Raw genomic sequence first — 13,809 nt, forward strand, 5'->3', positions numbered from 1 at the left:
CGGGTGTGCGGGTGTGCGGGTGTGCGGGTGTGCGGGTGTGCGGGTGTGCGGGTGTGCGGGTGTGCGGGTGTGCGGGTGTGCGGGTGTGGACGTTGAAGGGCCCGCCGGGGCGGCCGGCGGGCCCTTCGGACGTGCGTGGAGGAGGAGGTCAGCTCATCGTCAGGTCGGTGATGACGACTTCCTTCTTGGGGTGGCCGCCACCGGCCTGCTGGGCGAAGGCACCGTCGTCGCCCGCCTTGGCGACGTCCTCGACGATGTCCATGCCTTCGGTGATGGTGCCGAGCACTGTGTAGTTCGGGTCCAGCGGCGAGTCGCCGTAGACGATGAAGAACTGGCTGCCGCTGCTGGCCGGCTGACCGGAGTTGGCCATCGCGATGACGCCCGCGGGGTACGGCGGACGCTTGTCGGTCGGCAGGTTCTCCTCGGCCATCCGGTAGCTCGGACCGCCGGTGCCGTCACTGTCCCGCCAGCCCTTGCCGGTGGCGCTCGGGTCGCCGCACTGGAGCACCTTGATGCCTTCGGTCACCAGGCGGTGGCACTTGGTGTTGTCGAAGAAGTTCTGCTCGGCCAGGTGGGTGAAGCTGCCCGCGGTGCAGGGCACCGCCGAGCGGTCGATCCGGGCGGTGATCGGACCGAGGTTGGTGGTGATCGTCATGGTCTGGACGCCGACCTTGCTCTGCTCGACGGGCGGCAGTCCGACGTCCTTGGTCGTCGGGCTCCGCTCGCCGTTGGGCAGCTCAACCCAGTCACACTGCACCGTGTCCGCGCTCTGGGCGGTGGTGTCGGTGCCGCCGCTGTCGTCGCCGATCAGGCTGCTTGCCAGCCAGACCGTACCGGCGACCACCAGCAGCAGGACCACGCCGCCGCCCACGACCGCCTGCGTCTGGCGGCGCTTGCGGGCCCGGGCCGACCGCTCGGCCATCTCCTTCTCGAGCCGGGCGCGGGCCGCCGCGCGCTGCCGCTCTCTGGTGGACGTCACGCTCGATCCTCCTGGACTGTCTGTGGATGCCGCTGCCCGTGGCGGGTCAGCCGGCGTTCGGGCTGGCCTCGGTCGAGCCGGAGACCGCCGGGCTCGGCGTGCCCGTGGGGTCGGCCGGCGATGCCGGATCGAGCACCGGCTCACCGACGGTCAGGCTCTGGATGACCACGTCGTTCTCCGGCTTGACCTTCTGCCCAGCCTCATCGGCCACGGTCGGCAGGGCGCCGATCTTCTCCACCACGTCGAGGCCCCCGGTCACCCGCCCGATGATCGGGTACGCCGGATCGTGGCTGATGGAGTCCTTGAAGAAGATCAGGAACTGGCTGCTGTTGGCACCCGGCGGGTTCGAGATCATCGCCACCGTGCCCTTGGGGTACGTCGGCGGCTCGGTGGCCGGGGCCGGGCTGCTCTCCGGGGCGGTGGGGACGTTCTCGCTGTGGAACGAGTACGCCGGGCCGCCCAACCCGGTGCCGCTCGGGTCACCGCAGCGCAGCGCGCCCTCGGCCGTGATCTCGTGGCAGTTGGTGTTGTCGTAGAACGACTGGCTCGCCAGGTGGGCGATGCTCGCGGCGGCGCACGGCGCCTTCGCGAGATCCAACTCGATGCTGATCGGCCCGCCCTGGTTGGTGGTCACCGTCATGGGCCGCGTACCGGCCGTCGGCAGCCCGGTGGTGGCCGGCTCGCCCACGTCCTTGAGGTTGCTGTTGCCCTCGGTGTTCTGCGGGGTCCACAGGCAGACCTCGGGGGCCGCGGTGTCCTCGGTCGGTTCCCGGTCGAACGCACCCAACGCCCAGGCCGAGCCTGCCACGACAAGCACGAGGATCAGGGCGGTACCGACCCCGGCACGAATCTGCCGACGTCGTCTGAGGGCGGCGGCTCGACGAGCCATCTGCCGGTCGAGCTTGGCCCGCGCCAGTTTGCGCTGCCGGTCCCTGCTGGAAGCCACCCGTGCTCCCCTTCCTCTACCCTGTTCGTCAAGCCGGTGGTTGCGCGTACCCGTCGGGCGGCAGGTGCGCCACGCCACACGCCCGCCAGAGTGTACGGGTACTGGCTGGAAAAGTCGTGTACGAGGTCTGTGCACAGGCTGATCGGGACATACCAGCGCCCGGTGAGGCTGGTGGGGCGGACGACGAAAACGTCGCGAGCTGCCGGTTAGGCTTCGACCGGACAGCACGACAGATGAGGAGCGGACGTGCTCGTAGCCGGCTTTCCCGCCGAGGCCTTCGGTACCAACTGCTACGTGGTCGCCACCGGGCCGGGGGAACAGTGCGTGGTGGTCGACCCCGGCATCGGGGTGATCGACCGGCTCGACGCGCTGCTGGCCGAGCATCGCCTGCATCCGGCCGCGGTGCTGCTCACCCACGGCCACCTGGACCACACCTTCTCGGTGGCGCCGGTCTGCGGGGCGCGGGGGATCACCGCCTACGTGCACCCGGACGACCGGGAGCTGCTGGCCGATCCGGCCAAGGCGCTGTCGATGGACCTGACCCAGCTGTTCGGCGGGCGGCTGCCGTACGCCGAACCGGAGGACGTGGCCGAGCTGGCCGACGGTACGACGCTCACCCTCGCCGGGTTGGAGATCACCGTCGACCACGCGCCCGGCCATACCGGCGGGTCGGTGCTGTTCCGACTGCCCGGCGCCGGTTCGCCGTGGGAGACCGATCAGGTCTGCCTCTCCGGTGACGTGCTGTTCGCCGGTTCGATCGGCCGCACCGACCTGCCGGGCGGCAGTATGCCGACGATGCTGACCAGCCTGCGGGACAAGATCCTTCCGCTGGCCGACGACACCGTCGTACTGCCTGGCCACGGCCCCGCGACCACCATCGGCCGCGAGCGCGCCACCAACCCGTACCTCGCCGAGGTGGCCGGGATGGGCGGCGGGCGACCGGCGGCCCCCACCCGCGGCCTGTAGCGGCCGCTCCCACGCTCACCCGCGCGGACCGTGCGGGTTTCCGAACGGAGCATCATGAGCAAGCCCACGCCCATCTCCGGCTTCCCGGAGTGGACGCCCGCCCAGCGGATGATCGAGCAGTACGTCCTGGACCGGATCCGGTCGACCTTCGAGCTGTACGGCTTCGCCCCGCTGGAGACCCGCGCGGTCGAGCCGCTGGACCAGTTGCTGCGCAAGGGGGAGACCTCCAAGGAGGTCTACGTGATCCGCCGGCTGCACGGGGACCCGGAGGGCCCGTCCGGCGACGACACCCTCGGCCTGCACTTCGACCTGACCGTGCCGTTCGCCCGCTACGTGCTGGAGAACGCCGGCAAGCTGAACTTCCCGTTCCGCCGCTACCAGATCCAGAAGGTGTGGCGCGGCGAGCGCCCGCAGGAGGGTCGCTACCGCGAGTTCCTCCAGGCCGACATCGACATCGTCGACCGGGACACCCTCGCGCCGCACTACGAGGCGGAGATGCCGCTGGTCATCGGCGACGCGCTGCGGTCGCTGCCGATCCCGCCGGTGCGCATCCAGGTCAACAACCGCAAGATCTGCGAGGGCTTCTACCGGGGCATCGGGCTGACCGACCCGGAGGCGGCGCTGCGCGCGGTCGACAAGCTCGACAAGATCGGCCCGGCCGGGGTGACGGAGCTGCTGGCGACCACAGCCGGGGCCAGCGAGGCGCAGGCCAAGGCGGTGCTGGCGTTGGCCGAGATCTCCGCGCCGGACGCCTCCTTCGCCGACGCGGTGCGCGGGCTCGGAGTCAACGATCCGCTGCTGGACGAGGGCGTCGAGGAGCTGGTCCGGGTGGTGGAGACCGCCGCCGCGCACTCGCCCGGCCTCTGCGTGGCCGACCTGCGCATCGCCCGGGGCCTGGACTACTACACCGGCACCGTCTACGAGACCCAGATGATCGGGTACGAGCGTTTCGGCTCGGTCTGCTCCGGCGGCCGGTACGACAACCTGGCCAGCGCCGGCAACGTCCGCTTCCCCGGGGTGGGCATCTCCATCGGCGTGACCCGGCTGCTCGGCCTGCTCTTCGGCGCGGACGCCCTGTCGGTGTCCCGGTCGGTGCCGACCTGCGTGCTGGTGGCGGTGACCAGCGAGGAGCAGCGCCCGGCCAGCAACCGGGTCGCCGAGGCGCTGCGCTCGCGGGGCATCCCCACCGAGGTCTCGCCCAGCGCGGCGAAGTTCGGCAAGCAGATCCGCTACGCCGAGCGGCGCGGCATCCCGTACGTCTGGTTCCCCGGCGCCGACGGCGCGTCCGACGAGGTCAAGGACATCCGCTCCGGCGACCAGATCGCCGCCGTGGCAGGGGAGTGGACCCCACCCCAGGCCGACCTCAAGCCGCTGGTCGGCTGAGCGGGCCCGCACCTCGGCTGAGCGGGCCCGCACCGAGTTGGTCCCGGCGCACAGCCGCTGCCGGCCGGGACCGCATGCCGGGCCTGGTGGTGCTCGTACCTCGCGAAGCCCCGGGCGTGGTCGTTGCTGGCTCTGGCGACGACCACGCCCGGAGCGGCTCATGTGCCGCCCGGTGCTGCAGTGCGTCAGGCGGCGGGAGGCTCCAGGGGCAGCAGCAGGCAACTGGAGGTGGCGTGGGCGACGAGGCGGTCCCGTCCGTCGGTCAGCCGCGCCTGGGCCAGAGCGGTACGGCGGCCCTGCTGCAGCACCGTCCCCTCGCAGCGCAGCATGCCGGAGTTCACGGTCACCGGGCGGAGGAACTTCACGTTCAGGTCGAGCGTGGTGTAGCCGATGCCGGCCGGCAGGGTGCTGTGTACGGCGCAGGCGGCGGCAGTGTCCAGCAGTGTCGAGATGACGCCGCCGTGCACCGTGCCGAGGGGGTTGTAGTGGAACTCCTGCGGCTCCAGTTCAACCACCACCCGCCCCTCCTCGGCGGTCATGCTGGCCATGTCGATCAGGTGCATCACCGGAGGGGCGGCCAGTTCGCCGGCGACCATGGCGCGGAGCAGGTCCAGGCCGCTGCGCCGACCGATCTGCGCGGCGTTGATGCTCGGGTCGGACCAGGAGAAGGTGCGGCTGCGCGTCGCATCCTGCGTCTGCGTCATGGACTCAGCCTGGCAGTGGTTGCTGAGTCTGTCAACGAGACCTAGCCTGGTGGCATGAGACCCGCCGCGTTGGACTGGTCGGTGGACAACTGCACGGTCGCCCGCGCCATGGAGGTCCTCGGCGAGAAGTGGACCCTGGTGGTGCTGCGTGAGGTGTTCAACGGGGTTCGCCGCTTCGACGACATGCGGGTGCGGACGGGGATTCCTCGGCAGGTGCTGACCAACCGGCTGGCCGGCCTGGTCGAGCAGGGCGTGCTACGCCGTGAGCCGTACCAGGAGCCGGGCAGTCGGATCCGCCACGAGTACCGCCTCACCCCCAAGGGCTTCGACCTGTGGCCGGTGCTGGTCGCCGTCCTGGCCTGGGGCGACCGCTACCTCGCCGATCCGGAGGGCTCCCCGCTGAGCGTCGGCCACCGCGACTGCGGCGCCGAGGTCCACGTGGAACTGCACTGCACCGCAGGCCACCCCGTCACCGACCCCCGCGACGTCATCCCCCGCCCCGGCCCCGGCGCCCACCCCCGCTAGCCCTCCCGCCCTCCCACCCTCCCACCCCGCGCGTCCCTCCCGCCCCCGCGCGCGGCCCTCCCGCCCGCCCCGCGCCCGTCGATCTTGCACTTCCGGTCGCGCTCTCGTGGCTTTTGCCCAGTTATGCACCGACAGGAAGTGCAAGATCGCGGGGAGGGTACGGGCGCGGGGAGGGTGGGGGGAGGGGAGGGGAGGGGAGGAGGGAGGGGCTACCAGGGGTCGCCGGCGGGGTGGGAGATGGTGGCCAGGACTTGTTGGCCGGTGGTGTTGGGGTGGAAGTAGTCCCAGGTGGAGAGTTGGGCGAGGGTGAACGGGTAGCTGAAGACGGCGTTGTTGTCGTAGCGGCAGTTCGCGCCGTACGCGGCACAGGCCGCGGCGAGTTGGGCGTTGAAGTCGACCACCCGCTGGCGGACCCGGTTGCGGCGGTCCACGTCGGCCTGGGCGGTCGAGGTCGGGGTGGCCAGGATGGACTGGCAGATGCCGAAGAGGGACCAAGTCGTACGCGCGCTGCTGCTGCCCTTGCCGACCGACCAGAGTCGGTGTACGTCCGGAATGCTGATCACGTAGATCTTGGCGTTGGGCAGGCCGGACTTGAGTCGGGCCAGCGCGGAGTCGATGTTCGCCCGGAAGGTGGCCGTCGAGGTCATCGTCGATTCCGAGCTGGTGCAGGCGTCGTTGGCGCCGGTCAGGATGGTCACGTAGCCGACGCCCTGGCTGACTGCGGTGCCGGCCTGGCCGTACAGGTCGGCTGACTTGGCCCCGGTGCGGGCGGCGTTGTGGTTGCGGCCGTTGATGGCCGGGTTGACCCGGCGGATTCGCAGGTAGTGGCTGTTCACGGTGGTGTCGTCGCCGGTGCTGAACGAGCGGCCGGTGCAGTCGACGTACCACCCGCAGGCGTTGAAGCCGCGGGTGATGGAGTCGCCGAGGCTGGCCATCGAGTTCGGTGGTGGGCCGGGGTCGGCGACGGCGGGGCTGGTGGCGAACAGGACGAGGGCGGTGACGCCGGCAAGGGTGGCCAGCGCGCGTCGGACGAGGGTCATGGTGGCCTCCGGTGACACGGTTGCCGGTGGTGGCGGTGGCCAGAGCGTATAGACGGCCGTCTGTATCCACAATGTTGCAGACGGGTTACCTCGGTCGAACGGGGAAAGTCGGGCAAAGGGTGGTCTTGTTGATGATCTTAAATATGTGAATACTTTCCTTCGCTTGGCCGTTTCCCCAGGTGGCCGAGTTTTGCCCTGCCCTGTCGACGTGACAGGGCCCTCCAACCCCCTCCGGGAGGCTGTTACATGCGACCCACAAGGTCAATGCTGCGCCGCGCCGTCACCGTCGCCGCGGCCGGAACCCTCGTCGCCGGTGTACTGGCCGGCACCCCCGCCCAGGCGGCCCCGGGGTCCGCCACGCCGGACTCCGCCGCCACCCTGGCCGAGCGGCTCGGTGCCCGCGCCGCCGGCGCGTACGCCGATGCGGCCGGCAAGATGGTCGTCGCGGTGACCGACAGCCTCGCCGCCCGCCAGGTGGCGTCGGCCGGCGCCACCCCGAAGCTGGTCAAGCGTGGTGCCGCGGAGCTCAACCGCGCCACCGCCGAACTGGACCGCTCCGCGGCGATCCCCGGCACCGCCTGGTGGGTCGACCCGGCCACCAACCAGGTCGTCGTCTCCGTCGACAGCACGGTGACCGGCGCCAAGCTCGAGCGGGTCAAGGCCGCCGCGGCGCGGACCAACGGCGCGGTACGCATCGAGGCCGAGGCCGGTGTGCTGAGCACCCGCATCTCCGGCGGCCAGGCCATCTACGCCCAGGGCGGCGGGCGCTGCTCGCTCGGCTTCAACGTGCGGGCCGGCAGCACGTACTACTTCATCACCGCGGGGCACTGCACCAACATCGCGTCGAACTGGTACAGCAACTCCAGCCAGAGCGCGCTGCTGGGTTCGCGTACCGGCAGCGTCTTCCCAGGTAGCGACTACGGCATCGTCCGCTACAGCAACCAGAGCACCGTGCAGCCGGGCAACGTCTCCCTCTACAACGGCAGCTTCCGCGACATCACCGCCTCCGGCAACGCCTACGTCGGCCAGTCGGCGCAGCGTTCCGGCAGCACCACCGGCGTACGCAGCGGTTCGGTGACCGCCCTCAACGCCACGGTCAACTACGCCGAGGGTCAGGTTCGTGGCCTGATCCGGACCAACATCTGCGCCCAGCCCGGTGACAGCGGCGGCTCGCTGTTCAGCGGCACCATCGCGCTCGGCCTGACCTCGGGCGGCAGCGGCAACTGCTCCACCGGCGGCACCACGTTCTTCCAGCCGGTCGGGCCGGTGCTGAGCCGTTACGGCGTCAGCGTCTACTGATCCTTCCGCACCACTGACCCTCCTCACCGCAGCGGGCCGCCGGATTCCTCCTCCGGCGGCCCGCCCGCATGTGCCGACGCATTTCGACCCTGGTGGGCCGCCCGCGGGTGCGCCGGCACCAGGTACCGGAGCACCTCGATCCGGTGCGCGTGGACTGTTAAAAGGGGGCCCCTTTACTACCTGAGGCGTTAACAAGGTGCCCTTCCTTGCACCCGGCAAACGGCGGCGGGGGCGTCCTGCGAGAATGCCGGGAGCAGATGTAGAGCTTCACGAGGGAGACGCACGCCGTGATCCGTACCCATGACGCCGGCAGCCTGCGCGCGACGGACGCCGGCACCACGGTGACCCTCGCCGGATGGGTGGCCCGCCGGCGCGACCACGGCGGTGTCATCTTCGTCGACCTGCGCGACGGCTCCGGCGTGGTCCAGGTGGTCTTCCGCGAGGAGGACGCGCACGCGCTGCGCAACGAGTACTGCGTCAAGGTCGTCGGTGAGGTCACCCGGCGGCCCGAGGGCAACGAGAACCCGGAGCTGCCCACCGGCGAGATCGAGGTGACCGCGTCCGAGCTGGACGTGCTCTCCGAGGCGGCGCCGCTGCCGCTGCCGGTCGACGACCAGGTGGTGGCCGGCGACGACATCCGGCTCAAGTACCGCTACCTCGACCTGCGCCGCAGCGGCCCGGCCAAGGCCATGCGGCTGCGCTCGCGGGCCAACCAGCTCGCCCGCACCGTGCTGCACGAGCGGGACTTCCTGGAGATCGAGACCCCGACGCTGACCCGGTCCACCCCGGAGGGTGCCCGCGACTTCCTGGTCCCGGTGCGCCTGCAGCCCGGCAGCTGGTACGCCCTGCCGCAGTCGCCGCAGCTGTTCAAGCAGCTGCTGATGGTCGGCGGCATGGAGCGGTACTACCAGATCGCCCGCTGCTACCGCGACGAGGACTTCCGGGCCGACCGGCAGCCGGAGTTCACCCAGCTCGACATCGAGATGTCCTTCGTCACCGAGGACGACGTGATCGACCTCGGCGAGGCGATCGTGTCCGCCCTCTGGTCGGACCTGGCCGGGTACGAGATCCCCCGGCCGATCCCGCGGATCACCTGGCACGACGCGATGTCCCGGTACGGCTCGGACAAGCCGGACCTGCGCTACGGCGTCGAGCTGACCGAGCTGACCGAGTACCTGCGCGGCACCACCTTCCGGGTCTTCGCCGGCGCGATCGACGCGGGCGGCTACGTCGGCGCAGTGGTCATGCCCGGCGGCGCGTCCCAGACCCGCAAGGAGCTGGACGGCTGGCAGGACTGGGCCAAGGCGCGGGGCGCCAGGGGCCTGGCGTACGTGGTGCTCGACGCCGAGACCGGTGAGGCGCGCGGCCCGGTGGCGAAGAACCTGTCGGCCGAGCACCTCAACGGGTTGGCCGACGCGGTCGGCGCCAAGCCCGGCGACGCGATCTTCTTCGCCGCCAGCACCGAGACCCGGGAGGCGCAGGAGTTGCTCGGCGCGGCCCGGATCGAGATCGCCAAGCGGGCCGGTCTGATCGACGAGAGCGCCTGGGCGTTCTGCTGGGTGGTCGACGCGCCGATGTTCGAACGGACCTCGGACGAGAGTGGCGCGGCGGGTGGCTGGACGGCGGTGCACCACCCGTTCACCTCGCCGAACTCCGAGTGGGTGGACCGCTTCGAGGAGGCGCCGGACCGGGCGCTGGCGTACGCGTACGACATCGTCTGCAACGGCAACGAGATCGGCGGCGGCTCGATCCGTATCCACCGCCGCGACGTGCAGCAGCGGGTCTTCGACCTGCTCGGCATCACCCCGGAGGAGGCGCAGGACAAGTTCGGCTTCCTGCTGGAGGCCTTCAACTACGGCCCGCCGCCGCACGGCGGCATCGCCTTCGGCTGGGACCGGGTCTGCATGCTGCTCGCCGGTGCCGACTCGATCCGCGAAGTGATCGCCTTCCCGAAGACCCGCGGCGGCTTCGACCCCCTCACCGGCGCCCCCACCCCCATCACCGTCCAGCAGCGCACCGAGGCCGGCGTCGACGCCAAGCCCAAGCCCCAGGCCCCGTCCCACCCCGGCACCGCCGGCCCCGCCGCCCCGGTAGCCGACCCCACCTGACCCACCCTCAGCTGCCCTGGTTGATCAAGAAGTTTGCGTCATGCTCTAGGCGCTTCGCGACGCAAACTTCTTGATCAACCGACGGGGAGGCTGAGGATGCGGGTTCTGGTGGTGGGGGGTAGTGGGTTCCTGGGGCGGGAGGTGTGTCGGCGGGGGGTCGGCGCGGGATGGTCGGTAGTCGGCACGTGCCACTCCGGTGATCTGCGGGTGCCGGGGGTGGTGGTCCGACGGCTGGACGTGACGGACCGGTCCGCGGTCCGTGCGCTGGTCGCGCAGGTGCGCCCCGACGTCGTGATCAACACCTCCTACCGGTACGACGACTGGGCGGTCACCGCCGACGGGGCGGCGTTTGTGGCCGGAGCCGCGGCCGAGGTGGGTGCCAGGCTGGTGCACATGTCGAGCGACGCGCTGCACGCCGGGCGCTCCGAGCCGTACGCCGACGACGATCCACCCACCCCGATCTTCCCGTACGGTGCGGCGAAGGCGGCCGCGGAGACGGCGGTACGGGCGCTCGACCCGTCCGCCGTGCTGGTGCGTACCTCGCTGATCGTGGGTCAGGGCAGCAAGCAGATCCAGCTCTGTCGCGACGCGTTGGCCGGTCGGGCCACCCTCTTCACCGACGAGCTGCGCTGCCCGATCGACGTCACCGACCTCGCCGCCGCCGTGGTGGAACTTGTCGACTCCGACTACGCCGGACCGCTGAACGTGGCTGGTCCGGAAGCGGTCAGCCGGGCCGAGCTGGGTCGACTGGTGGCGCACCACGAGGGACTCGACGCGTCCGCCCTGAAGACCACGACCACCGTCGAGTACGGCCTGGTCCGTCCCACCGCGATCCGCCTCGACACCACCCGCGCCACCACCCTGCTCCGCACCCGCCTACGGGGCATCACCGAACTCCTCACCCTCTGACCCACCCCGAAACCTGCGCGCTGGGACCCACACGCGGCCCCCCCCGCGCGGGGGTGAGGGCGGAGGTGAGCAGGAGTGCATAGGGGTTGTGCATAGGTGGTGTGCACAGCTACTGTGCATACATGTGCGAGATGTCGAACGGGGTCGAGCCGAAGATCGTGCACGTTGACGCTCGGCAAATACGGGCGCTCGCCCATCCGCTGCGCGTCCAACTGCTCGGCGTGCTGCGCACCAACGGGCCGGCGACCGCGACCGACCTCGCCGCCGAACTCGACACCAACACCGGCGCGACCAGCTATCACCTGCGCCAGCTCGCCGAGGTCGGGTTGGTCGTCGAGGAGCCGGCCGAGGGTGCCGGGCGGCGGCGCTACTGGCGTGCCGCTCACGACGTCAGTTCGTGGCAGAGCACGGATTTCGAGGACGACCCGGAGGCCCGGGCCGCGGCGGACTGGCTACAGGGCAGGCATTTCCAGTTCGTGGCCGAGTTCGCCCAACGCTGGACCGCCGTGCAGCATGACCGGCCGCGCGAGTGGCGGCAGGCCGTCGACTTCAGCGACACACTGCTCACACTCTCGCCCGCCCAGCTGCGCGCCCTCAACGACGACTTGCGGGCGGTGGTACGGCGGTACCGTGACAGCGCCGAGCCCTCCGCGCCGGACGCCGAGCAGGTGATCCTGTTCCTCGCCGGCTTCCCCCTGGTGCGGGACGCCCGATGAGCGTGCTGACCGTCGCGCAGGTACGCCACCGTTACCTGGTGCTGCACGGCCTGCGCTGGTTGCCGGTCGGCCTGCTGATCCCGGTGATCATCCTGCTCATGCAGGAACGCGGCCTGACGCTGACCCAGATCGGTCTGGCCGTCGCCGCGCAGGGCGTGGTGGTCCTCGCGCTGGAGCTGCCGACCGGCGGGTTCGCCGACGCCCTCGGTCGCAAGCCGGTGCTGGTGGTGGCGAGCCTGGTCGGTCTCGTCTCGACCGGGCTGCTGGTGGTGGCGGACTCGTTCGCCCTGCTGATCGTCGTCTGGGCGTTGCAGGGTGTGTTCCGCGCCTTGGACAGCGGCCCTCTGGAGTCCTGGTACGTCGACTCCACCCTGGCCGCTGACCCCGACGCCCGGTACGAGAACGGGCTCGGCCAGGGCGGCACGGTGCTCGGCCTGGTCATGGCGGCCGGCGCGCTGCTCAGCGGCGCCCTGGTAGCCCTCGGACCGATCGGTCCGGTCAGCGCCCTGACCGGACCGGTGATCGCCGCCGTCGGCTTGCAGGTGGTCTACCTGGTGGCGTTGCTGGCTCTGCTGACGGAGCGACGCGCGGTGACCGGGCCGGGCGTGCTGCGCGTCTCGGTGCGGGAGGCCCCACGGATGGTGGGCGAGGCGTTCGGCCTGCTGCGCCGCTCCCGGGTGCTGCTCGCGTTGGTGGCGGTCGAGTTGTTCTGGGGCTTCGGCATGGCCACCTTCGAGGGGCTGTTGCCGATCCGGCTGGCCGAGGTGGTCGCCGACGCCGATCGGGCCGCCACCCTGCTCGGCCCGGCCAATACGGCGGCGTGGCTCGCCTCGGCCGGCGGCGCGGCGTTGACGCCACTGCTCATCCGCTGGCTCGGTGCCGCGCCCGGCGCCGCCGTGCTGCGGATCCTGCAAGGCATCACTGTCGTCGGCATGGCGCTGTTCGCCGGTCCGACCGGAGTGCTGCTGGCCTTCATCGCCTGCTACACCGTGCACGGCGCGTCCAATCCGTTGCACATGGGGCTGCTGCACCGGCAGGTCGCCGGCCCGTACCGGACCAGCCTGATCTCGCTGAACTCCATGGTGGCGATGCCGGCGGCTGCCCTCGGTGGGGTGGTGCTCGGCTACATCGGCGACCGGGCCGGAGTGAGTACGGCGATGCTTGTCGGCGCGGTGGTGCTGGCCGTCGCCGCGCCGCTCTACCTACCGGCCTGGCGCGCCGGGCGCCACCCCGCAGGCGATGGGCGGGAGGCCGGCGTGCCGGACACCGGCCCGTCGCCAGGGGACAGCGCGCCGGCAACCAGACCGTCGGAGGACGGCGTGCCTGCGGCCGGACCGCCAGGTGTGCCGGCGGCCAGGCCGTCGGGGGACGGCGAGTCGGTGGCCGGTCAGGCGCAGCGGACCGAGGTGAGCGGAACGACGGCGGTGTAACCGAGTCGGCGGTAGAGCCGGAGAGCGCCGACGTTTGCCGGGTAGACGCCCAGCGCCAGCAGGTCGTGACGGGCCGCCAGCGCGCGGCTCATGCCGGCGGTGAGCGCGGCGCCCAGGCCGCGGCCGCGGAAGGCCGGATCCACCGTCAGGCCGGCGAGGAAACCCACGTCACCCCGGGTCCGGTCGGCCCCGCAGGCGATCAGCCGGTCGCCCTCGCGGATGCCGTACCAGTCGACGACCTGCGGATTGTCCGGCCGTGCCGTCGAGGTCGGGTACGACTCGTCGATGAGCGCGGTCAACTCCGGGCGATCGGCCTCGGAGAGCCGGACCACCCGCTCCTCACCCGGCTGCGGTGGCGGCGGCGTGGCCGTCCAGAGGAAGTCCCAGTCCTCGTGGCCCGTCACGCCCGGCACGGCGGCGAGGGTTTCCGGGGCCAGCCGGGGCAGGTGCACCCAGCGGCCGGGCTCGAAGACACCCTCGGCGGTGAGCCTGCCGAACAGGTCGAGCGCCTCGGCCGGTGGCCCGATGATTCCACCCACCGGTCCCAGCGTGGCAGCAGGAAGCCGCCAGCCCACGGCACCGTTGCGTCGCCAGACCCGAAAGGGCTCCTGCGTCGGCAGCGAGTGTCGGACGAACGGATGCTGGTCCACGGCGTTCAGGAGCGCCTGCCGCTCGGCGAGCGCAGCGTCGGCGATGACCATGAGGCGAGCCTAGGCGTGCCGAGATCAGGGCACGAAACGGGCCCTCGCGGGGCGGTCGCCCACCCATCTCGGGGCGGGTCGGCGCTCCACCGTGGAGATTGGC

General features: G+C 71.4%; 13 protein-coding genes. 8 read left to right on the forward strand and 5 right to left on the reverse strand.

The window, feature by feature from the left end; translation table 11 throughout:
- Positions 1–148 precede the first annotated feature (148 nt).
- Both Vgi01_RS21675 and Vgi01_RS21680 read right to left on the reverse strand, forming a co-directional pair.
- Positions 149–979, reverse strand: a complete 831-nt coding sequence (locus Vgi01_RS21675; RefSeq protein ID WP_102661061.1) for a peptidylprolyl isomerase — start codon at positions 977–979, stop codon at positions 149–151.
- A gap of 46 nt (positions 980–1,025) precedes the next feature.
- The gene (locus Vgi01_RS21680; protein WP_204292188.1) at positions 1,026–1,925 is read right to left on the reverse strand and encodes a peptidylprolyl isomerase; all 900 of its coding nucleotides are present in this window, start codon (positions 1,923–1,925) and stop codon (positions 1,026–1,028) included.
- A gap of 246 nt (positions 1,926–2,171) precedes the next feature.
- On the opposite strand from Vgi01_RS21680, the gene Vgi01_RS21685 reads away from it, so the two are divergent.
- Positions 2,172–2,891 carry an MBL fold metallo-hydrolase gene (locus Vgi01_RS21685; RefSeq protein ID WP_204292189.1) on the forward strand — a complete coding sequence of 240 codons (720 nt, stop codon included), beginning with the start codon at positions 2,172–2,174 and terminating at the stop codon, positions 2,889–2,891.
- Positions 2,892–2,945: 54 nt separating this feature from the next.
- Positions 2,946–4,274 carry a histidine--tRNA ligase gene (hisS, locus tag Vgi01_RS21690; protein ID WP_204292190.1) on the forward strand — a complete coding sequence of 443 codons (1,329 nt, stop codon included), beginning with the start codon at positions 2,946–2,948 and terminating at the stop codon, positions 4,272–4,274.
- Between the two features lie 185 nt (positions 4,275–4,459).
- Here the strand turns inward: hisS and Vgi01_RS21695 are convergent, their stop codons facing one another.
- The gene (locus Vgi01_RS21695; RefSeq protein ID WP_102661065.1) at positions 4,460–4,978 is read right to left on the reverse strand and encodes a PaaI family thioesterase; all 519 of its coding nucleotides are present in this window, start codon (positions 4,976–4,978) and stop codon (positions 4,460–4,462) included.
- 54 nt (positions 4,979–5,032) lie between these two features.
- On the opposite strand from Vgi01_RS21695, the gene Vgi01_RS21700 reads away from it, so the two are divergent.
- Positions 5,033–5,503, forward strand: coding sequence for a winged helix-turn-helix transcriptional regulator (locus tag Vgi01_RS21700; RefSeq protein ID WP_204292191.1), 471 nt, complete (start codon positions 5,033–5,035; stop codon positions 5,501–5,503).
- Between the two features lie 209 nt (positions 5,504–5,712).
- On the opposite strand, the gene Vgi01_RS21705 is transcribed toward Vgi01_RS21700, so the two are convergent.
- Positions 5,713–6,543, reverse strand: a complete 831-nt coding sequence (locus Vgi01_RS21705) for an SGNH/GDSL hydrolase family protein (RefSeq protein ID WP_204292192.1) — start codon at positions 6,541–6,543, stop codon at positions 5,713–5,715.
- A gap of 246 nt (positions 6,544–6,789) precedes the next feature.
- Between Vgi01_RS21705 and Vgi01_RS21710 the strand changes: the two genes are divergently transcribed.
- From Vgi01_RS21710 to Vgi01_RS21730, 5 genes are all read left to right on the forward strand, one after another.
- Positions 6,790–7,842 (forward strand): S1 family peptidase, encoded by a 1,053-nt coding sequence (locus Vgi01_RS21710; RefSeq protein WP_204292193.1) that lies wholly within the window; start codon positions 6,790–6,792, stop codon positions 7,840–7,842.
- Between the two features lie 287 nt (positions 7,843–8,129).
- A complete protein-coding gene (gene aspS / locus Vgi01_RS21715; protein WP_102658482.1) occupies positions 8,130–9,950 on the forward strand; it encodes an aspartate--tRNA ligase in 1,821 nt (606 codons plus the stop codon).
- A 96-nt stretch (positions 9,951–10,046) separates the two neighbouring features.
- Positions 10,047–10,859, forward strand: coding sequence for a sugar nucleotide-binding protein (locus tag Vgi01_RS21720; protein ID WP_204292194.1), 813 nt, complete (start codon positions 10,047–10,049; stop codon positions 10,857–10,859).
- Positions 10,860–10,981: 122 nt separating this feature from the next.
- A complete protein-coding gene (locus Vgi01_RS21725) occupies positions 10,982–11,575 on the forward strand; it encodes an ArsR/SmtB family transcription factor (protein ID WP_204292195.1) in 594 nt (197 codons plus the stop codon).
- Entirely contained in the window at positions 11,572–13,005 is a 1,434-nt protein-coding gene (locus tag Vgi01_RS21730) for an MFS transporter (RefSeq protein ID WP_204292196.1), read from the forward strand. The genes Vgi01_RS21725 and Vgi01_RS21730 overlap by 4 nt, the downstream gene beginning before the upstream one ends.
- Here Vgi01_RS21730 and Vgi01_RS21735 read toward each other — a convergent pair.
- Complete coding sequence (locus Vgi01_RS21735) at positions 12,963–13,706, reverse strand: GNAT family N-acetyltransferase (protein ID WP_204292197.1); 744 nt, start codon at positions 13,704–13,706, stop codon at positions 12,963–12,965. The two genes, Vgi01_RS21730 and Vgi01_RS21735, sit on opposite strands and share 43 nt — an antisense overlap.
- Between the last annotated feature and the right edge of the window lie 103 nt (positions 13,707–13,809).

The organism is Micromonospora gifhornensis (assembly GCF_016863515.1).
Classification (GTDB): Bacteria; Actinomycetota; Actinomycetes; order Mycobacteriales; family Micromonosporaceae; genus Micromonospora; species Micromonospora gifhornensis.

Bases quoted from the DNA above. Each gene is read 5' to 3' on its own strand.
- hisS (WP_204292190.1), top strand. From the start codon at position 2,946: ATGAGCAAGCCCACGCCCATCTCCGGCTTCCCGGAGTGGACGCCCGCC.
- Vgi01_RS21695 (WP_102661065.1), bottom strand. From the start codon at position 4,978: ATGACGCAGACGCAGGATGCGACGCGCAGCCGCACCTTCTCCTGGTCC.
- Vgi01_RS21700 (WP_204292191.1), top strand. From the start codon at position 5,033: ATGAGACCCGCCGCGTTGGACTGGTCGGTGGACAACTGCACGGTCGCC.
- Vgi01_RS21705 (WP_204292192.1), bottom strand. From the start codon at position 6,543: ATGACCCTCGTCCGACGCGCGCTGGCCACCCTTGCCGGCGTCACCGCC.
- Vgi01_RS21710 (WP_204292193.1), top strand. From the start codon at position 6,790: ATGCGACCCACAAGGTCAATGCTGCGCCGCGCCGTCACCGTCGCCGCG.
- Vgi01_RS21720 (WP_204292194.1), top strand. From the start codon at position 10,047: ATGCGGGTTCTGGTGGTGGGGGGTAGTGGGTTCCTGGGGCGGGAGGTG.
- Vgi01_RS21725 (WP_204292195.1), top strand. From the start codon at position 10,982: ATGTGCGAGATGTCGAACGGGGTCGAGCCGAAGATCGTGCACGTTGAC.
- Vgi01_RS21730 (WP_204292196.1), top strand. From the start codon at position 11,572: ATGAGCGTGCTGACCGTCGCGCAGGTACGCCACCGTTACCTGGTGCTG.
- Vgi01_RS21735 (WP_204292197.1), bottom strand. From the start codon at position 13,706: ATGGTCATCGCCGACGCTGCGCTCGCCGAGCGGCAGGCGCTCCTGAAC.